This is a genomic window from Dyadobacter sp. HNCC25DJ184, from assembly GCF_056895215.1.
The window spans coordinates 319,107-342,236 of sequence record NZ_JBXHAQ010000005.1; the positions used below are offsets into that span (position 1 = coordinate 319,107).

Genomic DNA, 23,130 nt, shown 5'->3' on the forward strand with positions numbered 1-23,130 from the left:
CGGACTACACTAACTTGGTCGAAAAAAGGGGAGTTAGCGGAATAAAAAAATGAACATTTTTGCAAAGGAAGACGAGGGTAAATGCATTGACAACTTCTCACCTCGAAGTTTAGCAGATTTGATTCGACGCGATATCAGATATATTATAATCACGGATAACAAGATACCTGTGAAAATGCAGATCAATGTTAATGAGCTTCCCGTATTGATCGGTTCGGTGTTTCCTACTATCAAAATACCAGCCCAATAATATGGTAACTGTTTACCTTTCGATCCTGAATCGAGCCATTTGATCTGGGCTTTCTGGATGGCGATATCAAGATCATTTCCATCATCCAGCCCGTCGTAAAAGGACTGGGTTAGTTCATATACCGATTTATTTTCCAGACTCCACAAAGTCGTAACCGCCGACGGAATTCCCAATCCCGCAAATCCACGAGCTAAACTAAATACGCCTTCCCCGTTTTGAACTTTGCCGATTCCTGTCTCGCATGCAGACAAAACCATTAGCTCTGTTTTTGCATTTTGAATCGCTGATAACTCCGAAAGTTTAATAGTGGAATCAGCGAAATAAAGAGTCGGAGCGATATCAGTATTACCGGCTTTGGCATGAGTAAGTACCTGCACGATTCGATAATCAGGTGCTTTTTCCAGGAAACTTTGCCTGTTTGCTTCCTGTCCGGTCAATAATTTGGAAAAACTAAAATGCCCGTCTATGATGTTTAAAGCTTCCTCTGAACCCGGAAGCGAAGCCTGAGATAATTTCGGACTGAAATTCACGGGTGCAAAGCCAAGAAAAGTATGTGAAGAGAAAAGCGGATAGCTCCTTTTCATTCTTTTCGCAAGACTTCGTGCTGAATATGCATAGCTGAAAGCATAATCACGGATCAGATATTGTGGGGTTGTCGCTGATTTGCTCAACGCGCCATATGGAAGAAAATCGCCGTCTGGTGAAACAATGATTCTTGATCCGGTCGGAATGGCCAAGGGTTTGATCAATAACCTATATAGCTCAGATGCACTGCTCAAATATTGGTCAAAGTGTTGATTCTGACCTTCCTGGTCGCTGACCAGCTTTTGGAAATCTGTCAAAGCTTTTTCGTAATCAGCCAAATCAATCTTTCGAATGGAGCTTCCGTTTTTGGATATCAGCATGGAATACACGCCTTTATCGCCGATAAAATAAGACAGGAAAACTTGCCTCTCCTCCAGCTCGTTTTTGCTAAAGTCCTTTAATTTGGGAACACGATTGTCATATTTGTAAGCATAATATCGCGGATTTCTTTGTTCCAGACTGCCAACAAAGGCTTCCTGGGCCCGCAGTGCCGCGAAGAGTTTTTCACGAAGTTCGGGAGTATCGACTTCGCTTAATTGGTTCTGTATATCAAGTATATTTTTTTGATGCTGATTCTCTTTTTTCAAATCTTCGGGAGACAGCATCTTGTTCGCTGCCAGCTCGTTCAACTGATCATTCAGCAAAACGGCCCGGCTTTTCTCGAAAAAATAAAATGCCTTCTCAGGATCATTCAACAAATAACAAGCTTCAATCGCGTTCTCATACAACGACCGCGTTTTATCCCTCCAAAACAATTTAGAAACCGCCCCCGAATGCTCCCAACGCATATAGTCTACCATCGTATCAGCCAGCATATAGGTGTTAAGGGCATTGCGCAGTTCGGCGTTATTTTGTTTTTTGGTTTGGGCGATTTTTAACCAGATGTCGGCTTTTGCCTGGATAACGGGGAGAAGAGAGGCTTTTTCGACAGAGGATTTCCAGTTGACGGCTGGAGGATTTTTAGCTGCATCCAAATTTTCAAAGCCAGCGAAGGTTGCCGTTATGGCCTTGTGGTTGTAAATTAAACTCTTTTGAAGGTTGCCTTTTTTGGTATATACCTCTGCAATACTATTAAATATAACGGCGCGAGTCCAGGGATGACTAGTATGAGTTAATGCAAGGTTGTAGCTAGAAAGAGCACTTTGAAAATCATTGAGGGAATTACAATAGAAAAAGCCCAAATTATTTGCTGCTTGGGCGCATCCGTATTCATAGCCTGACTTTAAGGAGGAATTATAAGCCTTTTTGTAAAAATAAATGGCTTGTTGATTCTTGTGGTGTCGAACCTTAAGATCGGCAAGTACAGAATAGATAGATCCTTTGAGCGACTCATTTTCCGAGGTAGATGTCAGGCGATCGGCTTTGCTCAGTACAACTTCTGCATCATTGTCATTGCTCAAGGCTAAAAGTGCCTGCGATTTGGTCATCAGGCTATTGGCCATTAAGTCTTTATCCAAAATTTTCTCAGCCAAAGCATAAGCCTTTTCTGAGTACATTATTGACTTGGAATAATCGCCCAGTGCAGCACTAATAATGGCCAACTGAGTATGAGATCCAATGGAAGAGGGTGTTTTTTCAGGGTATTTCGAAGCTACTTGAATCGCTTTTTCAAACATTGCTATGGAAGGCTTTATTTGACCTAGCTCATTATAGATACACCCCAAATTAAAATAACTGTGACAGGTATTAGCATAGTTTGCTGCGCTTGCTTTCCCGCTGTTAATCTGAATTGCCATTTTTGTCATTGAAATGGCTGAATCAATTTTGTTCTCTTTCCACAAGGTTCGGCCTAGAACATGGAAAGATTTGGCAAATGTTGAATCATTGTTATATCTGCATTTTTTACAAATCAGTATCAAGTCGTTTAATTCCTTGGTAATCTGTTTTTTATCATTTCTAGTAACTATTTCGTCAAGCATAATCGGAATTTTCTCTCTTTCAGGACATTGAGAATATCCTGAAAGAGAGAACGAGAAAGTCAGACATATAATTAGTATCGTGTGCTTCATACTCCTGACGATTATTAAAGCTTTCAAAAATATAATCTCTGTCACTGTAATACCGGTCTCGATTTAATTTTACTCAAATTTTCTGGGACAAAATATTTAATGTATTTGCCAGATATAATAAATGATTCTAGTAGCTCGTCCTTTTCGGCTGGAGACAATAGATTTAATTTTTTCAAAACAGCGAGACTATCTTTGCCTGCAATCCAACCAGTTACAACAGGAGCAGCGAATGAAGTGCCACGTAGAGCGGTATCGAGATTACTGGTTTTGAAGTAACAATTCGCTGCCTGGACTCCGATATCAACACTTTTTGGGTCAAAGTTTTGACGCGAACATATTAGGAATGAGTCGCTTCTTACAGTTGTGACCGAAATAACATGATCCATATAGGAGCTAAAATATGCAGGGTATAATTTGCTCGTAGCAACTCGCTGACTCAAATTACGATTTTCCGGATCATCGGTTTTAAAGTCCGGATTGTCGTATCCCGGTATCGAATTTCCTGCTGAGGCGACCAGCCAACCAGGTTTACTTCCTGTTGATCGAATCGAGTCAACATATTCTTTAAAAATGGGATCTTCCTTTCCGTAATACCCCAAGCTCATATTGTAAATATCTGCCCCCATTTTCTTAGCCTGATACATCGCGCACATAATGCCAAATAAATCGCCCTTATTTTGATCGTTAAGAACCCTCATTATCAATAGTTTTAATGAGATAGGGCTTTTCGAATCAGCGAACTGTTTGACAATTAATGATGCGACGTTGGTGCCGTGACGCCCCGGATGAGTGTCGCTGATATTTGACATTTTATACTCGTTCGTAGCATAATCGGCGGGTGCGAAATTCAGACCTTTGATAGTTCCATTTGTTAAAGTACCATTATTGGTCAGTTCGGTGATGGCGTCGATCGAAAAGCAGCTTCCAAGATCATGTTCAACACCCAAATAATTAAGGCCTAAGAGACCGCTGTCAATTCCGCTATCGAAAATAGCCACTGTTACCGCTTTTGAAGCCGTCGATGGGTTGTTGAAGCTCGATAGAATTGTGAACCTGTCGTTACGGCCTCCGGTAGGGGATGAGTTTGACAAATCTTTCTCACTTTCGTATAAATTATAATTTTTGCTAAACACAAACCCGGGTAAGTCGAGACTATCGCTTTGACCGGGCACGTCAGCTCGTGCGGGTAACTGACCATTCCCCGTAACAATTAAGCCGGGGAAGTTTACGCTGACCAGACTTGTGTCGCATGGGCAACTTTTGACGTGCTGTTTCTCGTCAATTCGGATATCAAACTTAAGATAAACTTCTCTGGCAAAGTCGGCAAAACTTTTTCCTTTCGGAATTTTAACATTTATTCCGCTAAAAGGAGCTTCTTTTTGTTTGACTGGAGGAGGTACTTCACAACAATTCTTGCAACGGCACCCCGCGAAGATCAATAAATTGACAATTAAAAGAATTAATAAGCGGAGGATAGGTTTCATAGATTTATTAAGTTTAAGAGTAATAATTCGCACCAAAAATTGCTTGAATTCACTCGCCCTTTGTCAACGTATGAAACGGAAGTCTAACTTTTAGCTTTCCTCACACTCTTTTACTTCAGCCATTTTTCTGCTTGCTCTTTTCCCTCCAAATTACCTGCAATAACCTCTTGTAGCAAACTTTCTGCCTTTTTCTTATCCAACGGTAAATCCCGTTGAATCAGGGCAATAGCTTCGTAAAATTTCCCAGGATTGTCCTGGAGATATTCCTGTTGACCTAACTCGTGAAAGTAATTGATCGCTTTGTCGTAATCGAGGAGTTTGAGGGAAACAATCCCGGCGATTTTTTTCGCCTGGGCATTTTTGGGATCGTTTTCCAGAATGGATTCGCAGATTGAACCAGCCTTTTTAAATTCGCCCTGGTTGTAAAATCTTGTGGCCAGCTGGAGGCTGTCTTCAGAGCCTCCCATGGTTGTATTTAAGGTCGTGAAATTCTCTTGTGTATATGCAGATGACAACAGTTTCAGATCATAGTTTTGGTTAAAAAACTGATACCAAACCAGCCCAATTGCCAAAATGAGAACTGCGGCCGCAGCGACCCATATTCGAAGAGCGGGCCTTGGCGAAAAAGCGCGTTTGGATAGCACCCATTCCCGATGGCGGGAATCCAATAGTTGGCGTTTAGCTTCGTCGGCGGCTGCTTGTTTGGAAGCCAGAAAAAAGGCCACCGACTGCCTGAGTTCCGGATCAGATTTGAGGTCTGATTCAAATTGTTCTTTCTCTTTTCCAGAAAGTCGTTTTTCGAAAAAATCATCTACACGTTCCATATTTTTAAAAGTCAAGTACTTTTCGTCATTTTTAATCAGGAGTTGTCAGGTATAGCCGGCTATGAGGCATATCGGTCGCCGACTGCCCATATTCACCTATATAAGGCCCGCAATCGTTCCAGACATCGAAGCCTGCTCGTTTTGACAACCGCTGCCGTCTGATATCCAAGCTGAACCGCAATTTCCTGATCCATAAACCCCTCGCCCCAGGCAAGGAGCATTTTTGAACATTTTTCGCCCAATTCCTTAATCCGTTTTCGTAACAGATCTGTGTCGTATTGTTCAATCAGGTGTTCGACTATACCCCGCGTTTCGTCGGGAAGAATATTGATATAGTCTTCGATTGCGCTACCCAAATTCACCTTCTGCTTATTAGTCGCGTTTTTTCGCAGCAGGTCAACACATTTGTTGGTAAATATTTGGTAAACGTAGGTTTTGAATTCCGATCGACCCTCAAATTTGCCCTTTCGGATATTATCAATAATGGAAAGAATAGTGTCAGAATACACCATCGAACATTCGTCCTCGCTCAGCTTGTGCTTCCTGATACCGTCTTTGATCAGGTAAGAATATTTTTCGTAAAGCAGGTTTTCGGAGTGCCGTTGTTGTGAGCCTTCAGAACGAATACCTTCTATTAGATCGATATCGGAAATGGTTTTACGGAGGAAGGGCATCGTTGATGGTCTTTATGCTTGTAATATAAAAAAATGGTGCATTCGAAAAAAGTGTTCAGAAAATGTTTCCAAATGATACGGAATTTACGACTTACTCATTGTCAGGCCCTTCCGTTAACGGAGAAAGTTTGATATGGCCATCACCCTGGACTTTAAGGGTGCACAGCCTCTAGTCTCAGCTCACGTCGGAATTAAAGTAGACCTTAGATACCTATGAAAACTTTAAGCATTGGCACAACCTACGATGGGGGCCGTCCGGAATTTCTCGAAAAGCTCGTTGCTGTGATAAATCATATAGAGATCAGTCCCGACTCGATGGGGGTATTTAATAAGGGAATGGTCGGTATTCATCCGGGAAAATTGCATGAATTATTGAGTATGAAATCAGAAGTTAATTTTCTGGCGCATGGGGTGGGCCTGTCGATCGGGTCGGCCGATGGTTTTTCAAAATCTTATTTGCGGTTGCTGGATGAACTCTTTGATAGTATGCCATTAAAGTGGCATAGTGAACACCTGGCTTATTCGATTGTCGACGGCGTGCATTTGGGAACGATGCTCACTTTGCCAAGGACGGACGAAACACTGGATATGATTTGTGAACGAGTGGATATTATTCAAACGAGATATTCAGCCCCTTTTTTATTGGAAAACGTCGCCAGCCTGATTCCTGAATATTACAGCGATTATACCCACGCGGATTTTTTGAATCGCATATGCGAAAAGACCGGCTGCGGACTCATTTTGGATATCTATAATCTTGAATGCGATGCCTATAACCATGACCTGGATATTCCGGCTTTTCTGGAAGAACTAAACTGTAACCATATTCGTGAGTTTCACGTGGCCGGCGGAATGCTGGACAGCGGTTTTATGACGGATATACACATTGGTCTTTCGGCTGAATCCACATTGGAGTTAGCCCGATATATTATAGCAGAATATGCTCCTCAAAACCTGGAAGCGATTACATACGAGCTGCTGGATGAGTTTATAGCGCGGGTTGGAGAGGATGAAATTTTAGATGAATTGAACAAACTAAAATCGATATTTCATGAAAAGTTACCTGCCCCTGAAAGAACTGCAGCATAAGTTACTCGGCCTGATCAAAGGCTCATATTTTCCCAAAACTGATGATGATGCATATTTTAAAACCCTTTACGCGTCGGAAAACCTGGAACTGATCAAGGTAATTATCCTTTGGACGCGACAAAGCCATATCGAGCGTTTCTGCTTTCTTACGTCTCAGATTTTGATTGAAACGAATCAGCTCCAAACCCTTACCGCACAGTATTTTAAAACAAATAATCACTCTCCGTTGGCGGAAGAAATGGCAGTTGGTTTCCTTCAATGGGTTATGCAAAATGGAAAAGGACTGGTAAAACTGATCTCAAGATTTGAATACAGCATGATTCAACTTCAAAAGGGAAATACTTATTCCGACGAACTGATATGGCCGTGCGATCCTATGATCGTTATCCAGGGATTGACTGCCGGTAACTTTTCTTCACTTTTTCTGGATTCTGGTGAATATCGTATGACTTTATCGGACGGTATTAACAGCTATTTTGAAGTAGAAGATATTCGTAAAAATGATGCTGCAATTGGGTATTCCATGTGTGTTGCAAATTTCTCAGATTAAAATAAAATTAAAAAGCGCCGATCTAAATTAAAATTTCTGTCGTAACTGGTATGTCAATCAATCACTCACCTATACGACACTAATATGAAAAGATTTCGATTTTTGATGTCATTGGCCATATATGGGCTTATGGCTGCATCGACGGTTACATTTTTTGCCTGCAAAGACGATGAAAATATGACTCCCAATGAGGAGACGCTTCCCGACAGAGTTTTCTATGCCTTGTCCGACAATAATAAGTTGCATGAAATCAACATAAAGACTGCGACGAGCCCATTGCGGTCATTTGATATTACGGGACTTGGATCTGGTGAAAAAATGATGGGCATTGATTTTCGCCCTGCAACGGGACAACTGTACGGTATTAGCTCACAAAGCATCCTATATCAGATCAATATAATATCGGGAGAGCAACAAGGAAGGGCGACGATGATAGGAAGCGGGCCGATTACCACTGCTTTGACAGGTTCAAGCGTCGGTTTTGATTTTAACCCAACTGTTGACAGGATCCGGGTGGTGACGAGCTCAGCTCAAAATCTTCGGTTACACCCTGAAACAGCCGCAATCATTGCGGGGGATTCCCCCTTAAACGGACCTGCCTCACCTTCCATCGGCGGTGTGGCATATACAAATAGCCGTGCTGGCAATACTGCCTCCGGGGCCGGCACCATGCTTTTTGATATAGATCCTACATCTGATATGCTCTATCTACAAGACCCGCCGAATCCGGGGACGCTGGTTGGCGTTGGTGCGCTTGGGATTGATATCTCGGAGGTTGGTGGTTTTGATATATCACCTGATGTAGAGGCGGTCGATGTTCTTCCGCTTACTTCCGTAAAAATAGATGCAAAATGGGAATTGCATACCGTAGATCTTTCCACTGGCAAACTCAAAAAGTTGACTGATTTACCATCTGGGGTAAATATAATTGGGATCGCAATTCCTTCATTACCAGTTGCATATGCACTTGATGAAACTAATAATGTCAGCATTTTCAACCCTGAGTCCGGTGAGATTTTCGGTAATAAAATGATTGCCGGTTTGCCGGTTGGAGTAATGCTCCATGGACTGGATTTGAGACCGATAAATGGACGGATGCACGCTCTTGGAAGCGATAGCAAAATTTATGGTATAGATCTGGGCTCGGGAGCCGCGACGGAGCTCGCAAGTTTGAAGCTTGCCGACAATACTCCGGTTTTGATCAACGGAACTTCTTTTGGTGTAGACTTCAATCCGGCAGCTGACAGGCTGCGGGTGGTCAGTGATAGCGGTCAGAATTTGAGGATCAATGTCGCAGACGGCGTAACATCGGTTGATGGTGTGTTGAAAGCCGGAGCTGCAGATCCTGCGCCTTTGGTTACGGCAGTGGCCTACACCAACAGTTATCCCGGGGTGGTCGCGGCAAATACTACATTGTATGATATAGATAGCAATCTTGATAAGATTTTTAAACAAAGCCCGCCCAACGACGGACTTCTTATTGAACCCAAAAATCTTGGTTTGGACGTGACGAGCACAATCGGTTTTGATATTGGTAATGCTACCGGAATGGGATATGCAGTTTTTACCACTGGCGGCAGTACCAACTTTTATCATGTCAATTTAGCCACTGGCGCAACGGAAATGAAGTTCAAAATGAACACCCCAATCAAGGGGCTAGCTATAGGTTCGGGACTTTAATACAGTTCATTTAGAATATTGACAAAAATGATCCGGACTTTTCGGATCATTTTTGTTTCCCTTAGGCTTGTCTCAGAGCCATACCGGGTTTTTTTGTAGTCTTACGTCGCCGTACCCGATTTCTGACTTGCACTTTCAGCTCATTCAGGCTTACCTTTGAGTTTACACCATGCAATCCGAAAAATGACCAGCGAGGAAACAGTTGCTATACCCGGCCGCAAAAAAAGGGTTTTTATAGGAGAAGAATTTGATCTGAGAAAATGGGAGGATTTACAGCCTCTTTTTGATAATCTGATAAATAGGGAAATCAATTCGGCGGGTGATCTAAAGGCCTGGTTTGCAGATCGCAGCGAGATGGAGTCCTATCTTTCAGAAAATTTTGCCTGGCGATATATCCGCCAAACCTGCGACACTGCCAATCAGGGTTTGATCAATGCATTACAGTTTTTTATAACTGAAATTCAGCCTAAACTGGCAGAGTTCGGGAATATTCTGGATAAAAAAGTCGTCGATAGTCCATATTGGAAGGAATTGAGTGATAGCGGATATCAGATCGTTCACCGCGGGATGAAACGTGGTATTGAGATTTTCCGTGACGAGAATATTCCGGTTTTTACCGAAATGCAAACCGAAGAGCGTAAATATGGCGCCATTGCAGGCGCGATGACCGTGACGCTTGACGGGGAAGAAATGACGCTCCAAAAAGCATCAGACCGATTGCAGTCGACCGACCGGGCAATTCGGGAAGAGGCCTGGAGAGCCATTAGCTCACGAAGATATGAAGACCACGAAAAGCTGGATGAGCTGATCAATACTTTGATCAAACTGAGAAATCAGGCTGGTTTGAATGCCGGTTTTGCCAACTACCGCGACTACATGTTTGCTGCCATGGGTCGTTTTGATTATACCCCGCAGGATTGTTTTAACTTTCATGCATCCGTCAAAAAGGCTATTGTGCCGATTTTGAATGAGATGGGAGCAGAACGGAAAAGCGCTTTGAATGTTGATCCACTGAGACCATGGGATACCAAAGTTGATCCGAAAGGGCAAGCACCTTTGAAACCTTTCCAAACCGGGGAAGAGTTGCTGGATAAAACCATTCGTTGTTTCACCCGTCTGGATCCGTTTTTGGGCGATTGCCTGAAAATTATGAAGACTATGCGTCATTTGGATCTGGAGTCAAGAAAAGGCAAGGCGCCGGGTGGATATAATTATCCTTTGGATGAAATCGGCGTTCCTTTTATTTTCATGAACGCGACTTCCAACCTCCGGGATATGATCACTTTGCTTCACGAAGGAGGCCACGCAGTTCATTCGCTCGTTACTCGCGATTTGGCGTTGAATTCTTTCAAGCATACCCCTTCAGAAGTAGCCGAATTGGCATCCATGTCTATGGAGCTGATTACTATGGATTTCTGGGATGAGTTTTTTGAGAATGAAGCGGATTTGAAACGTGCTAAAATTCAGCATCTTGAATCTATCATTGAAACGTTGCCGTGGGTAGCAACGGTTGATAAGTTCCAGCATTGGATGTATGAAAATCCGGGTCATACTATTGAACAGCGGACAGCAAAATGGGTTGAAATTTATAGCGAATTCACAGACGATGTAATAGACTGGACCGGTTTTGAAAATAATCGTAAATACCTGTGGCAGCGTCAATTGCATATATATGAAGTTCCTTTTTACTATATCGAATACGGTATAGCGCAGTTGGGGGCGATTGGAGTTTGGAAAAATTACCGGGAAAACCCTCAAAAAGGACTTGAAGGATATCTGAATGCATTGAAACTGGGATATACCGCACCGATCTCGGAAATTTATGAGACGGCTCATATTCCTTTTGATTTCTCGGAAAAGAATATCACCGAATTGATGCAGTTTGTTAGTAATGAGCTTGCTGAGCTAAAAAAATAAGAAATCGTTGTCCGCGCATTTGGTGAAATTAAAAATGGCGGCTAACTTTGTGCAGTTACCTTGAACGATACAAAGATGAAATTTTATAAAGTATTTGCATTTGTTGCGTGTGTTGCCTTGATGTCATCTTGTGACTACCAAAAATATAATCAAAAAGAACAGAAGGATTTAAACGCCGGCAATCCATACGTTTACGGCGTAAGTCCGGACAGTTTGCCTCGTCAGATGGCTAATAAGTATACAGCTGACCCTGGGTTGGAGCCACGTGTAAATGCTATTCGTGAAAAACTTTACAGCGGAGCAACTAGTGCCGTTGCAAAGCAATAGAGATAAATTCTGATTCCTGATTATATTTTCTGGATTGATATATTGAAAAGCTGCCGAAACAACTTCGGCAGCTTTTTTATTTACGTGCTAAAAAAAGAGAGATAACCATCAAAACCACAGCTATCTCTCTGCATTACCCCGCATTATAAAATCATAGTGGCGCTTCGGGGGTATCTTTTTGAACTATTGGCCAGATTCCCGGTTTTGGAACGCTCACACCCTTGTTTGATCCGCGAACCGTTCCGTCGGTACCGAAATAGTATAACGGCCAGCCTTTATAAGTTAACTGTTTTTTGCCGAAAACGTCGATTGTTCCAAATAGCGTTTTATCCAGCGTAGACGGCACTTCGCCAAGATCCGTTGTATAGATAGGCCAGGATGCATCGTTGCTGAAATCAGATTTTGTGAAATTGTTCTTGTCTTTCTTATCATTGGCGAATGCATATAATGTCCTTCCGGCGCCGTCTACAAAATACTTGGTGATTGCCGTACCTTCAGTATAATCCGATTTGTATGACTTGCCATCGTTGCCTATCAATTGCGCATCTGCAATCATAATAGAGTACTTGGACTTGGCAACATACCAAACTGTGCCTACCCCCTCGCCCTTCACGTCTCCGGCTGCTGCATCGGGAGTATAGTAATATAAAGGCCAGCCTTTGTAAGTCGTTTGAGAAGCTCCATCTGCCCTGGTAATTGTTCCGAAGTCAGCTGCGTTTAGGCCTGCCGCAGGTTTTGGTGCGGCAGAATAGAAGACTGGCCAATTGGCTAGACAGCCTCCTGTACAGGCCGATTTGCCGTCTGCGTCCTTTGTGAAGAAATATAGCGTTTTCCCATTTTCGTCAGTGATAATGTTCCCCAGCGTCGACGATTTTTCCAAAATATTTGGAGTCGGGGCTTCGGGTGTATCTTTTTGAATGATAGGCCAAACTCCTGGTTTCGGCACACTTACACCTTTATTGGCACCCCGTACCGCTCCGTCTGCACCAAAATAATATACCGGCCACCCTTTATACGTCAACTGTTTTTTACCGAATACATCGATCGTTCCAAAAAGCGATTTGTCTAGGGTTGACGGTATCTCGTCGATATTTGAAACAGAATATACCGGCCAGGTAGCGTCGTTGCTGAAATCAGCTTTGGTATAGGAGTTGGTATTCTTCGTGTCTTTGGCGAATGCGTACAACGTGCGACCCATGCCATCCACAAAATACTTTGTAACTTCTGTACCCTCAGTATAATCCGATTTGTATGACTTGCCATCGTTTCCAATTAACTGAGCATCAGCCAACATGACGGTATATTTGGTTTTGGCTACAAACCAAACGCTGCCGACCCCTTCACCTTTCACATCTCCGGCGGCTGCATCAGGTGCGTAGTAGTACAAAGGCCATCCTTTGAAAGTTGTCTGAGAAGTACCATCGGCGCGCGTGATCGTCCCAAAGTCTGTTGCAGTTAGTCCTGTTCCAAATTTAGGTGACGCAGAAGCGTTAAAAACGGGCCAGGTTGTAAGACAACCTCCCGTACAAGCCGATTTGCCATCTGCATCTTTGGTGAAAAAATAGAGTGTTTTTCCCTGGCTGTCGGTCAACACATTTCCCAGTGAAGTCGATTTTTCCATAATGTCGAAGGTGGGCTCAGGCACTGTGTTGTTGTCGTCGTCTGAGCAGGATATGCCCAACGCCAGGAAAAAGCACAATAAGGCTAATTGTGGAATGGTTCTTAAAACTTTCATCGTGTTCCGTAATTTTGTTAGTGATAAGTTGGCTTACCACCATTACGGACTTTAATACGAGGAGGTTGCGTACGAAAAATATATCCCTTAAAAAGAAAAATCCATCGCTTTGGTTAAGCAATGGACTTGTTTTTAAAAAATATATGGAGGCATATCAAGTCCAGCCCTGCGCAGTCAGCGGAATGCGATTGTCGCCATTTGTATGAAGCAAAACCTCGTTTTTCTGATCCGTCATATACCCGATGAAGCTGATCTTCGGGTTGTTTTTGATCAGATCATATGCATTTTGAGGAACCGTAAAAAGTAGTTCATAATCCTCGCCACCGTTCAACGCCGCTGTTACCGGATTGAGATTTAATTCTGAAGCGGCCAGGAAGGTCTGGTCGTCGATCGGTAATTTATCTTCAAAAATAATAGCGCCTACACCAGACTGCGCACAGATATGCAACAGATCCGATGCCAGCCCGTCCGATAAGTCGATCATAGATGTTGGCAGAACACCGGCATCGGCCAGCTCGAAAACCACGTCCATCCGGGCCTCTGGTCTAAGTTGGCGCTGAATGACGTAATCTTTTCCCTCAAGCTCTGGCTGCATATTCGGGTTCGCCAGGAAGACCTGTTTTTCTCTTTCCAATAATTGCAGACCAAGATATGCACCTCCCAAATCTCCCGTTACGCAGATCAGCTCGTTAGCTTTCGCTCCGTGACGGTATGTTATTTTATCTTTTTTTACTCTCCCGAAAACACTTACCGATATAATCAGGCCGGATTTTGAAGAAGTGGTATCCCCGCCAACCAGATCCACATTGAAATCTTTACAGGCAGTGAATATTCCATCATACAGTTCATCGACGGCCTCCACCGAAAAGCGGTTGCTGATGGCAATACTAACCGTAACCTGGCGCGGTATGCCATTCATGGCAGCTATATCGGAAACATTAGATGATATAGCCTTATATCCGAGGTGCTTCAGAGGAGAAAAGGTGAGGTCAAAATGAACACCTTCCAACAGCATATCGGTTGACAAAAGTCCGAATTCATCATTCAGGTCAATCACTGCGGCGTCGTCGCCGATGCCGGTAATTGTATCCGGAAGAGTGGTTTTTGTTTTCTTATTTATTCTTTGAATCAGGCCAAATTCGCCAAGGCTACTGATTTCCGTTCTGGTTTCTGACATTGTATCTGGATATCTTAAAGAGCACGAAGCCATTCCCGGTTAAGAAATGGCTTCGTGTAGATTAATGAAATTCTTATAATGATAGTTCAATCACGAGCCAAAATGCTACGGATTGGTAAGTGTATATTTATTTACAGTATCACCTGTTTTTTTACTGGCGTCTAATCTGGTAATCACCAGTTTACTGTCGTCGATGGAGTTAATTGTAAACTGGATCGTGCCGCCTGTTCCGGTTGGTTGCGGTACCAGATTTTTTAAAATCAATTTGGTATCACCTTCCAATTCCCATGTTCCCGTGAAACTATCGTTGTTGAACTCTACCATGATGGCTTTATTCACACCCGACTCTACGGAAAGTGTAAGCTTGTAACCGGCATATCCCGGAACGATATTGGATGAAGCGCCCCTTGTATATACGGTGGTATTGTCCTGATTTACTGTTTCTGCCGTCCAAGCTTTTGCAATTCTTTCAGAAAGCGGCTTTGTTTTATCCTTGCAGCCTGAAAGTAGTAGGGTTGCGGATAAGACAAAACACCAGATAGCTGCGTAACTTTTTTTCATATATGGTCTTACAATGTATTCGATTCGGTGAGCAAGTTCATACTTTTTAGGCTTATTATCAAAATATTCTGACAAGATCACGTTATTTTGAGCCTATGTTTGATACTGCTGTCAGATATAAACACATCAACGCAAAAATTGAAAGAATATTCTAAATCGCAGCTGGCTCTTCGAAACGGCCAGGACAAAGAAGATATATGGTGTGCCTATAAGGGTATTATATATGACGTAAAACCATCAAGATTGTGGCGAAACGGGCATCATTATGAACATTGGGCCGGGCAAGATCTGACGAAAGAACTTGGAGACGCGCCTCATACCGATAAGGTTTTCGAAAGGTTTGAAGTAGTAGGAAGGCTTGCTCAGGACTAGCGTCAGCGAAGGCCGAGTGCTGAAAGCCGATAGATTATAATCGTTAATTGACCTAACATGCTTATTGCAGATAGCGGATCCACCAAGACAGACTGGATTTTTGTAAAACAAAATGGGGATACGGAAAGAGTGCAATCCGCGGGGATTAATCCCTTTTATCAAACAGAAGAGGAAATAGCCGCTGTACTAGAACGTGATTTACTGCCTCACGTGAATGGGGCTGTTGGTGACATATTTTTTTACGGAGCCGGTTGCGCAGATGAGAAAACAGGAAAGGCGGTTTTTGAAGCTTTGAAAAAAGCGTTTCCCGCGTCTCAAATAATTGAAGTTGCGTCAGATATGCTCGGTGCGGCCCGTGGCTTGTGTGGTCACGAACCGGGATTGGCATGTATATTGGGCACTGGAGCGAATAATGCTCTTTTTGATGGCCGAAACATTGTTCGTTCCATTGGGTCACTTGGTTTTTGGCTGGGCGACGAAGGAAGCGGGTCTTTTCTGGGAAAAACCCTGGTGGTTCATTTTTTGCAAAACGAATTGCCTGAAGACTTGGACAAGGTTTTTAAAAAGCAGTTTCCAGAAATAGACAGATTATATGTTTTAGATATTGCATACAAGAAACCTTTTCCTAATCGTTTCTTTGCCACATTTTCGAAATTCATATCTGAAAATATAAGCCATCCGTTTATCAAGCACCTTGTCGCAACTGCATTTACGACTTTTGTGAATAAATATGTTGCCCGACATGAAAATGTGGAAACCTTGCCAGTTCATTTTACCGGCTCCATCGCCTTTTATTATCAGGATATATTAAAAGAGGTGCTAAGAGAAAAAGGATTGAAGCCAGGGAATATTGAGAAATCGCCCTTGGAGGGGCTTGTGAGGTATCATTGAGCTGTTAGCTATTAGCTATTAGCAATTAGTTTTTAGTGTTGGATAACTTGAAGTATATAAAATGAGTCTAACTATTTGGAAGAAAAATTATCAGGAATATTTCCGGCGCATCAAAGGTCCAATCCAGTATATAAACTTGAATATCCCTGCCCAAACTAACCGCTAATTACTAAAAGCTAACACCTAGAACATGTCCAGAAAAACCATACAATGGCTGATTGTTTTCTCCGCGCTACTGATTGTTGGCGTAGTGATTACGCAGATATTCTGGGTAAAACAGGCTTTGGAATTAAGGAGGCGGCAATTTAATCAGAATGCACACGTGGCCTTGCAGGATGTGGCCGGGAAGTTGGCGAAAGTAAACCGAGTGATGCTGACTACGAATCCAGTGGAGCAGCTATCTCCCGGTTATTTTTTGGTCAATACGAATTCTACCACGCAGCCCGACCTGTTGGAGCACTTTATAAAGGATAGTTTTCAGGAGCACAATCTGATTACCGACTTCGAGGTCGGGATATATGACTGCACTACCAACCGTATGCGTTTTGGAATGTCGTTAAGCACGAAAAATAATGACAAAACCCCGACCGCGACTTCAAACTGGATTAAGACTGATAAATATCCCTATTATTTCGGAGTAAGATTTCCGGAGCAGGAAGGGACTTTTGCCGGAAGCAGCAATGGTGCTATTGGTTCATCGGCTTTGGTATTAGTGGCCCTTTTGTTTTTCGCATATGCATTGTTCGTGATACTTCGTCAACGCCAACTTTCGGAAGTTCAGAAGGACTTTGTAAATAATATGACTCATGAGTTGCAGACGCCGATATCCACGATCCGTATCGCGGCAGATGTATTGAAGACTGATAATATTACAAGGCAACCAGAACGGTTTAAGAGATACGTTTCCATAGTAAGTGAGGAAATTTTCAGACTTCAGGGCCAGGTGGAAATGGTATTATCAATGGCAAAGGCCGAACAAAATGCCCTCCATTTGCAAAAAGAGCAACTGAATGTTAATGCCGTGATCGATTCCATTCTTTTACCGTACGAAGAAAAGGTAACTTTTCTAAAAGAGGAAACTCAGCTGATGATATGGGCCGATCCTTTTCATTTTCGCTGTATGATGAATAATTTGATCGATAACGCACTTAAATATTCAAATGAAGTTCCGAATGTGATTGTTAAAACGATGTCCGACGCCAAGGGTGTGAATATTATGGTCATCGATGAAGGAATCGGAATCGCGCCGGAATACCAAAAAAAGATCTTCAACCAGTTTTTCAGGATACCTTACGGGGACGTGCATAATGTCAAAGGTTTCGGTATAGGGTTGAGTTATGTGAAACAGATCATCCGTGCACATCACTGGCGTTTGAGTCTTCAAAGCGAAGTCGGCAAAGGCAGTACTTTTAAAATATCAATTCCTGATCATCAGATAAAGTAGGGATTAACAAACGAACTTAGGATCCCATTGGCAGGAAATCAAACTACCAAAAAATGACCACTTTCTGACTAATCTTGACAACACCAACCCCTGACAACAGCTTAACCGCCAAAATATCAACTTCAAAATATAGAGACACATTGAAAAAGAAGATATTATACGTAGAAGACGACCCAAACCTGGCATTTGCCACAAAAGATAATCTGGAAGAATTCGATTTTGAAGTCGTCCATGCCGCCAATGGGGAGATTGCCCTTCAATCCTTCAAGAAAGAACATTTTGATATCTGTGTGCTGGATATCATGCTCCCTAAGATGGACGGCTTTACGCTCGCGCAACATATTCGTGAGCAGGATCCGTTAATACCTATATTGTTTTTGACGGCAAGAGCTCTTCAGGAAGACAAGATTAAGGGACTTAAACTGGGTGCCGACGATTATATCACAAAACCATTTAGCATTGAAGAACTCAAGCTTCGAATCGATGTGTTTTTACGCAGGAGTACTTCGCCAAAACCTGCAGGGACCAATTATGAAGCTGGAAAAGTGGGCGACTATGATTTTGATTTTCAAAAATTGACGCTGCGGTTGGCCGACAAAACGCAAAGTCTGACGTTCCGCGAAGCAGAGGTACTAAAATATCTGGCAGACCGCCCCGAACAGGTGATTAAAAGGGATGAAGTGTTGAAAGCAATATGGGGCGACGACGACTATTTTATGGGACGAAGCCTGGATGTGTTTATATCTCGTTTGCGAAAATATTTGTCAGGCGATTCCAACATAAAAATCGATAATGTACACGGTGTGGGGTTCAGGATCAGGTGGTAAAGATGAACTTTTTCCAAAATTTATTTTGTCGATACTTGCTCACAAAAAAATAATTGCGCATCTTTGCACCCTCATTTGGAAAAATTGTAAGGTCATGGCTAAGGTTTGTCAAATTACTGGAAAAAGAACACGCGTTGGAAATAACGTTTCTCACGCTAACAATAAAGTAAAACGTAAATTCTTCCCGAATTTGCAAAAGAAACGTTTCTTCCTTCCTTCAACAGGAGAGTGGGTTACGTTGAAAGTTTCTACTTCAGCACTTCGTACCATCAACAAGAATGGTGTAGAATCTACCATTCAAAAAGCATACGATAAGGGTACGCTTACGTTCTAAGAAATTTACGAATTTATTGAAAAGGGACTTCTCATTTTGGGTAGTCCCTTTTGGTGTTTTAGCTTGCCCATTATAGTTTGCTGAATATGGAGGTCACGAAGGTTTTTTTATTACTTGGGTCTAATTTGGGGGAAAGACTTGCGATCTTAGAGTCGGCCCGAAAAGCCATAGCTGAAAGAATCGGTGATATCGGTGATTTATCCTCTATCTACGAAACCGCTCCCTGGGGCGTACTGGATCAACCTCCGTTTATGAATCAGGTCGTTGAAGTTCAAACAATGCTGCAGCCTGAGGATGTCCTCCGGAATATTCTGGAAATTGAAAATGAACTGGGCCGAATTCGTTATGAACGTTGGGGAGCGCGGGTTATCGATATCGACATTCTTTATTTTGGCAATCTTGAAATAGAAAGTTCAAGGCTTACGGTTCCCCACCCGCGTCTTCAGGATCGTCGTTTTACACTTATCCCGCTTTGCGAAATAGCCGGCGAATATATCCATCCTATCTTCCTGAAAACCAATAATTATCTGTTGGAAATTTGCCAGGATGATAGTGAAGTTACAAAATTGTAGTCTGGCAATTTTGAATTAGAATTGTACAAAACGAATATTGTTTTCACGACACAAAGGCATATTGCTGAATTTAACGATAAGTTCTGTCCAGGTATGATTCTGAAAATGAAGGTATTCTAAATACAACCGTCTATATCAACCGTTCATACATTTTTTGAGCCCTTTTATCTTCTTTTTATATCATTTTTTGAACTTAATGACTTGCTTTGTCGGGAAATTGAAATTTTTCGCATAAAAAATTTAGGGTATACGCCAGCTCAGTTGTCATTACCCCAAAACCAGAAGATGTCAATCATTTCAATTTTTTAACAGAAACAGGTTACTTAATTACTTAGCATGGAAAATAGAATACTTAAAGGAGTACTGGGGCTTTTGTTGATATTATCTGGTATCAGCGCCTCAGCGCAGTCAAAACGAACGGTAAGCGGTTATGTAAAAGACATAGCCAACGGAGAAGGATTAATAGGCGTGTCGGTATATGTCAGAGAGGTCGAAACAGGAGTTACAACGAACACCTACGGCTTTTACTCAATTACGCTTCCGGAGGGGAAATACAATCTGGTATTTACCTATCTGGGATACCAGAAAATCGTAAAAGAGGTCGCTCTGACGACCGACCAGACTTTGGGTATCGAAATGGATGCCGAGAGTAATCAGCTTCAGGAGGTTACTGTTTCAACAAAAAAGGAGGACGAAAACGTTCGTGGTATTGAAATGTCGGTGAATAAGGTGGAAATGAAAACCATCCGTAAAATGCCGGCACTTTTGGGGGAAGTCGATTTGATCAGAAGTATTCAGTTGCTTCCGGGGGTGACCACGGTTGGTGAAGGTGCCTCGGGTTTCAATGTAAGAGGGGGGGACATTTCTCAAAATCTCGTATTACTTGATGAAGCACCGGTTTATAATTCTTCCCACTTGTTTGGCTTCTTTTCTGTTTTTAATCCTGATGCAGTCAAGGACGTGAAGTTGATCAAAGGAGGTATTCCTTCTATGTATGGTGGCCGGATTTCGTCGATTCTTGATGTAAGGATGAAGGAAGGTAATTCCAAAAAACGCGAGATTAACGGTGGTATTGGTACCATTTTCTCGAGACTAACGTACGAACAGCCTTTCGCTGATGGAAAAGGTTCGTTTATAGTTGCTGCACGCCGTTCCTATATAGACATTTTGGCAAAACCGTTTTTGAATAAGGACCTGAGAGATTCCAAATTTAATTTTTACGATCTGACAGCGAAAGTCAATTATCGTTTAGGGAACAAGGATACGTTTTTCGCCTCAGGGTATTTGGGCCGTGACGTATTTGGGGGTGGCGACTTTGGCTTTGGTTGGGGCAATGCTACTGCAACGGGCCGATGGAACCACATTTTTTCTAACAAGTTGTTCATGAACCTCACCGGATATTATAGCAATTACGACTATAATTTAGGTCAGAATCAAAACAAGGAAAACGCGAAGGACAAGTTTACCTGGAAATCTAAAATTATCAGTACCAGCATCAAACCTGATTTCACATATTACTTAACGCCCAATAACCAGCTGACTTTTGGTGGTCAATACATCCGATACAATACCAAACCAGGGAATGCCATTGCGGTCTCTGAGGGCGAGACTACCGATATCAGTCTCGAGTCCAGATACGCGGATGAGTCTGCTGTATATATTGGTAATGAGCAGAAACTCGGGGATCGTATTTCATTACAATATGGCCTTAGATATAGTTTTTTCAGAAGTCTTGGACCCGGAACAGATTACGACTATATAGAAGTTGAAAAAGGTCAGCGTAAATTACCGGTCTTTCCGGGTACAGAATATGAAAGTGGCGATGTGATCAAAAGCTACGGAAATTGGGAGCCCCGTTTTTCAGTCAATGTTGGTGTGACACCGACCATGTCTTTGAAAGCCAGCTATAACCGCACTTCTCAATATCTGCATTTACTATCGAATACCGCGGCGAGTTCTCCGCTTGATGTGTGGACGTTAAGTTCAAAAATAATTAAACCCGAAAAGGCCGACCAGGTGGCTCTGGGCTGGTTCCAGAATTTTGGGAGTAATATGTATGAAGCTTCGGTAGAAGTTTATTACAAGAAATTATACAACCAGATTGATTACGTGCCTGGCTCGGATCTGTTATTGAATCAATACGTAGCCGGTGATTTGCTTTTTGGAAAAGGCCGGGCATATGGAGCAGAATTTTATGTAAAAAAGAATAAAGGCCGTTTAACGGGATGGGTAAGTTATACATTATCCAGAACTGAAAGATTGGTTGAAACGATCAACAATAACGACTGGTATCCTGCCAGATTTGATAAGCCTCACAATTTTACGACTGTTGCTATTTATGAATTCAAACCACGACTAACGCTTTCCGCAAATTTCACGATTGCGTCAGGCACACCAGCAACTTTTGCCACCAACAGATATGTGGTGCAAGGTTATGTGATTGGAAATAATTATGAAGGCAAGCGAAATAATAGCCGTATTCCTGCATATCATCGCCTGGATCTGGCGGCGACGCTTAAATCAAAAAGAAAACTGTTTGGCAGCGGGGAAGGCGAATGGGTGTTTTCGGTCTACAATGTATATAACCGCAGAAATCCTTTCTCTGTATACACCCGTGTAAACGAAGATAATCCTTTAAAAACGGAAGCGGTAAAGTACTCGGTGATTGGAAATTTCATTCCGGCTGTAACGTATAATTTCAAATTTTAAGGCTAAAAGACACAGAAAATGAAGAAGTTAAATATATATAAGTGGATTGCAAACAGTTTGGTATTAGTGTCATTGCTCGGATTTTTGTCCAGCTGTGAAGACGTTATTGATCTTGATACGGAAAACGGACCGACGCAGCTGGTAGTAGATGGTTGGATCAACAACCAGCCAGGTGAGCAAAAAATTATTTTGACATGGTCAGCAGGATATTTTGATAACAGTACAGCCAAACCGGTTGTCGGAGCAGAAGTTTCGGTGAAAGACAATCTTGGCAATGTCTACAACTTTTTCGATCAAGATGGAGATGGCGTATATACCTGGGTCAGTGAAAACGGAAAAGATACGCTCGGGCATATTGGAAGAAAATACTCATTAACTGTCAAAAACGGTGCAGATACTTTCACTTCTGAAAGTGAAATTAAAAGAGTGCCGACGGTTGATTCGGTAGTATACCAGAACGAAACACTACCATTTGAACCGGATAAAGGGCCTAAAGAAGGTTATATCGCTGAGTTTTATGCGAGAGATTTCGTTGGCGCCGGAGATACCTATTGGATTAAACCGATTATTTCCGGAAAAGTGCGTACTGACAATCCGGTAAATATATCGATCGCATATGATGCAGCCTTCAGCGCCGGCGCGCCTTCCGATGGGTTAATCTTAATACTGCCTATTCGTCAATCAATAACTGTCGATTCGCTTTTTTCTGCAGGTGATTCCGTAGGTGTGGAACTGCACAGTATTACCAACGAAGCCTTTGATTATTTAAAGCAGATCAATGAGCAAGCGCTGAACGGCGGACTGTTCGCGACTCCGATCGCCAATATCAAATCAAACATTAAAAATGTCAATCCCAACGGACCGAAGGCTTTAGGCTTCTTCTCATGTACCGCTGTATCCCGAAAAGAAACCAAAATTGATCCGGCGAAAGCCCGGCCGGAAGAGGATTAAAGTTTGTCATTTAGTGGCAGGGGGTGGTAATTTGGTTGTCAAGGGTTGTCAGGAATGATCATTTAAGAATCCCATGAAGAGGTTCTCCCAAAAGGAGGGCCTCTTTTGGTTTAAGTGTTCCATATCCAATAATAATGTCTGATTTCAATAAGATAATATGATAGTTTC

At 42.4% G+C, this 23,130-nt stretch carries 20 protein-coding genes; 13 read left to right on the top strand and 7 right to left on the bottom strand.

Annotated elements, in window-relative coordinates:
- Nucleotides 1-33 precede the first annotated feature (33 nt).
- From AC1XUD_RS10180 to AC1XUD_RS10195, 4 genes are all read right to left on the bottom strand, one after another.
- Nucleotides 34-2,844, bottom strand: coding sequence for a CHAT domain-containing protein (locus AC1XUD_RS10180; protein ID WP_483360876.1), 2,811 nt, complete (start codon nt 2,842-2,844; stop codon nt 34-36).
- 41 nt (nt 2,845-2,885) lie between these two features.
- Nucleotides 2,886-4,328 carry a S8 family peptidase gene (locus tag AC1XUD_RS10185; protein WP_483360877.1) on the bottom strand — a complete coding sequence of 481 codons (1,443 nt, stop codon included), beginning with the start codon at nt 4,326-4,328 and terminating at the stop codon, nt 2,886-2,888.
- A gap of 110 nt (nt 4,329-4,438) precedes the next feature.
- Nucleotides 4,439-5,152 (bottom strand): tetratricopeptide repeat protein, encoded by a 714-nt coding sequence (locus AC1XUD_RS10190; RefSeq protein ID WP_483360878.1) that lies wholly within the window; start codon nt 5,150-5,152, stop codon nt 4,439-4,441.
- A 92-nt stretch (nt 5,153-5,244) separates the two neighbouring features.
- Nucleotides 5,245-5,826 (bottom strand): RNA polymerase sigma factor, encoded by a 582-nt coding sequence (locus tag AC1XUD_RS10195; RefSeq protein ID WP_483360879.1) that lies wholly within the window; start codon nt 5,824-5,826, stop codon nt 5,245-5,247.
- 213 nt (nt 5,827-6,039) lie between these two features.
- Here AC1XUD_RS10195 and AC1XUD_RS10200 point away from each other — a divergent pair, with 213 nt between their 5' ends.
- From AC1XUD_RS10200 to AC1XUD_RS10220, 5 genes are all read left to right on the top strand, one after another.
- Entirely contained in the window at nt 6,040-6,915 is an 876-nt protein-coding gene (locus AC1XUD_RS10200) for an MbnB/TglH/ChrH family RiPP precursor modification enzyme (protein WP_483360880.1), read from the top strand.
- Nucleotides 6,878-7,465 carry a hypothetical protein gene (locus AC1XUD_RS10205; protein ID WP_483360881.1) on the top strand — a complete coding sequence of 196 codons (588 nt, stop codon included), beginning with the start codon at nt 6,878-6,880 and terminating at the stop codon, nt 7,463-7,465. The genes AC1XUD_RS10200 and AC1XUD_RS10205 overlap by 38 nt, the downstream gene beginning before the upstream one ends.
- A gap of 84 nt (nt 7,466-7,549) precedes the next feature.
- Entirely contained in the window at nt 7,550-9,145 is a 1,596-nt protein-coding gene (locus tag AC1XUD_RS10210; protein ID WP_483360882.1) for a DUF4394 domain-containing protein, read from the top strand.
- A gap of 183 nt (nt 9,146-9,328) precedes the next feature.
- A complete protein-coding gene (locus tag AC1XUD_RS10215) occupies nt 9,329-11,062 on the top strand; it encodes a M3 family oligoendopeptidase (protein ID WP_483360883.1) in 1,734 nt (577 codons plus the stop codon).
- A 75-nt stretch (nt 11,063-11,137) separates the two neighbouring features.
- The gene (locus AC1XUD_RS10220) at nt 11,138-11,389 is read left to right on the top strand and encodes a hypothetical protein (RefSeq protein ID WP_483360884.1); all 252 of its coding nucleotides are present in this window, start codon (nt 11,138-11,140) and stop codon (nt 11,387-11,389) included.
- Between the two features lie 151 nt (nt 11,390-11,540).
- On the opposite strand, the gene AC1XUD_RS10225 is transcribed toward AC1XUD_RS10220, so the two are convergent.
- From AC1XUD_RS10225 to AC1XUD_RS10235, 3 genes are all read right to left on the bottom strand, one after another.
- The gene (locus AC1XUD_RS10225) at nt 11,541-13,124 is read right to left on the bottom strand and encodes a hypothetical protein (RefSeq protein ID WP_483360885.1); all 1,584 of its coding nucleotides are present in this window, start codon (nt 13,122-13,124) and stop codon (nt 11,541-11,543) included.
- A 154-nt stretch (nt 13,125-13,278) separates the two neighbouring features.
- Complete coding sequence (gene thiL / locus AC1XUD_RS10230; protein ID WP_483360886.1) at nt 13,279-14,301, bottom strand: thiamine-phosphate kinase; 1,023 nt, start codon at nt 14,299-14,301, stop codon at nt 13,279-13,281.
- Nucleotides 14,302-14,406: 105 nt separating this feature from the next.
- Nucleotides 14,407-14,862, bottom strand: a complete 456-nt coding sequence (locus AC1XUD_RS10235) for a lipocalin family protein (protein ID WP_483360887.1) — start codon at nt 14,860-14,862, stop codon at nt 14,407-14,409.
- Between the two features lie 138 nt (nt 14,863-15,000).
- Between AC1XUD_RS10235 and AC1XUD_RS10240 the strand changes: the two genes are divergently transcribed.
- The 8 genes from AC1XUD_RS10240 (at nt 15,001) to AC1XUD_RS10275 (ending at nt 22,962) form a co-directional block, all read left to right on the top strand.
- A complete protein-coding gene (locus AC1XUD_RS10240; RefSeq protein ID WP_483360888.1) occupies nt 15,001-15,234 on the top strand; it encodes a cytochrome b5 domain-containing protein in 234 nt (77 codons plus the stop codon).
- A gap of 57 nt (nt 15,235-15,291) precedes the next feature.
- The gene (locus AC1XUD_RS10245) at nt 15,292-16,125 is read left to right on the top strand and encodes an N-acetylglucosamine kinase (protein WP_483360889.1); all 834 of its coding nucleotides are present in this window, start codon (nt 15,292-15,294) and stop codon (nt 16,123-16,125) included.
- A 190-nt stretch (nt 16,126-16,315) separates the two neighbouring features.
- Nucleotides 16,316-17,569 carry a sensor histidine kinase gene (locus AC1XUD_RS10250; protein ID WP_483360890.1) on the top strand — a complete coding sequence of 418 codons (1,254 nt, stop codon included), beginning with the start codon at nt 16,316-16,318 and terminating at the stop codon, nt 17,567-17,569.
- Nucleotides 17,570-17,709: 140 nt separating this feature from the next.
- Nucleotides 17,710-18,396 (top strand): response regulator transcription factor, encoded by a 687-nt coding sequence (locus AC1XUD_RS10255; protein ID WP_483360891.1) that lies wholly within the window; start codon nt 17,710-17,712, stop codon nt 18,394-18,396.
- A gap of 94 nt (nt 18,397-18,490) precedes the next feature.
- A complete protein-coding gene (rpmB, locus tag AC1XUD_RS10260) occupies nt 18,491-18,730 on the top strand; it encodes a 50S ribosomal protein L28 (RefSeq protein WP_483360892.1) in 240 nt (79 codons plus the stop codon).
- 86 nt (nt 18,731-18,816) lie between these two features.
- Nucleotides 18,817-19,302 (top strand): 2-amino-4-hydroxy-6-hydroxymethyldihydropteridine diphosphokinase, encoded by a 486-nt coding sequence (gene folK, locus AC1XUD_RS10265; RefSeq protein WP_483360893.1) that lies wholly within the window; start codon nt 18,817-18,819, stop codon nt 19,300-19,302.
- 336 nt (nt 19,303-19,638) lie between these two features.
- The gene (locus AC1XUD_RS10270) at nt 19,639-22,011 is read left to right on the top strand and encodes a TonB-dependent receptor (RefSeq protein WP_483360894.1); all 2,373 of its coding nucleotides are present in this window, start codon (nt 19,639-19,641) and stop codon (nt 22,009-22,011) included.
- Nucleotides 22,012-22,029: 18 nt separating this feature from the next.
- The gene (locus AC1XUD_RS10275; RefSeq protein ID WP_483360895.1) at nt 22,030-22,962 is read left to right on the top strand and encodes a DUF4249 domain-containing protein; all 933 of its coding nucleotides are present in this window, start codon (nt 22,030-22,032) and stop codon (nt 22,960-22,962) included.
- Nucleotides 22,963-23,130: the final 168 nt, after the last annotated feature.

Excerpts from the sequence above, each read along its gene's own strand:
- AC1XUD_RS10180 (WP_483360876.1), bottom strand. The coding sequence starts at position 2,844 with ATGAAGCACACGATACTAATTATATGTCTGACTTTCTCGTTCTCTCTT.
- AC1XUD_RS10185 (WP_483360877.1), bottom strand. The coding sequence starts at position 4,328 with ATGAAACCTATCCTCCGCTTATTAATTCTTTTAATTGTCAATTTATTG.
- AC1XUD_RS10190 (WP_483360878.1), bottom strand. The coding sequence starts at position 5,152 with ATGGAACGTGTAGATGATTTTTTCGAAAAACGACTTTCTGGAAAAGAG.
- AC1XUD_RS10195 (WP_483360879.1), bottom strand. The coding sequence starts at position 5,826 with ATGCCCTTCCTCCGTAAAACCATTTCCGATATCGATCTAATAGAAGGT.
- AC1XUD_RS10200 (WP_483360880.1), top strand. The coding sequence starts at position 6,040 with ATGAAAACTTTAAGCATTGGCACAACCTACGATGGGGGCCGTCCGGAA.
- AC1XUD_RS10205 (WP_483360881.1), top strand. The coding sequence starts at position 6,878 with ATGAAAAGTTACCTGCCCCTGAAAGAACTGCAGCATAAGTTACTCGGC.
- AC1XUD_RS10210 (WP_483360882.1), top strand. The coding sequence starts at position 7,550 with ATGAAAAGATTTCGATTTTTGATGTCATTGGCCATATATGGGCTTATG.
- AC1XUD_RS10215 (WP_483360883.1), top strand. The coding sequence starts at position 9,329 with ATGACCAGCGAGGAAACAGTTGCTATACCCGGCCGCAAAAAAAGGGTT.
- AC1XUD_RS10220 (WP_483360884.1), top strand. The coding sequence starts at position 11,138 with ATGAAATTTTATAAAGTATTTGCATTTGTTGCGTGTGTTGCCTTGATG.
- AC1XUD_RS10225 (WP_483360885.1), bottom strand. The coding sequence starts at position 13,124 with ATGAAAGTTTTAAGAACCATTCCACAATTAGCCTTATTGTGCTTTTTC.
- thiL (WP_483360886.1), bottom strand. The coding sequence starts at position 14,301 with ATGTCAGAAACCAGAACGGAAATCAGTAGCCTTGGCGAATTTGGCCTG.
- AC1XUD_RS10235 (WP_483360887.1), bottom strand. The coding sequence starts at position 14,862 with ATGAAAAAAAGTTACGCAGCTATCTGGTGTTTTGTCTTATCCGCAACC.
- AC1XUD_RS10245 (WP_483360889.1), top strand. The coding sequence starts at position 15,292 with ATGCTTATTGCAGATAGCGGATCCACCAAGACAGACTGGATTTTTGTA.
- AC1XUD_RS10250 (WP_483360890.1), top strand. The coding sequence starts at position 16,316 with ATGTCCAGAAAAACCATACAATGGCTGATTGTTTTCTCCGCGCTACTG.
- rpmB (WP_483360892.1), top strand. The coding sequence starts at position 18,491 with ATGGCTAAGGTTTGTCAAATTACTGGAAAAAGAACACGCGTTGGAAAT.
- folK (WP_483360893.1), top strand. The coding sequence starts at position 18,817 with ATGGAGGTCACGAAGGTTTTTTTATTACTTGGGTCTAATTTGGGGGAA.
- AC1XUD_RS10270 (WP_483360894.1), top strand. The coding sequence starts at position 19,639 with ATGGAAAATAGAATACTTAAAGGAGTACTGGGGCTTTTGTTGATATTA.
- AC1XUD_RS10275 (WP_483360895.1), top strand. The coding sequence starts at position 22,030 with ATGAAGAAGTTAAATATATATAAGTGGATTGCAAACAGTTTGGTATTA.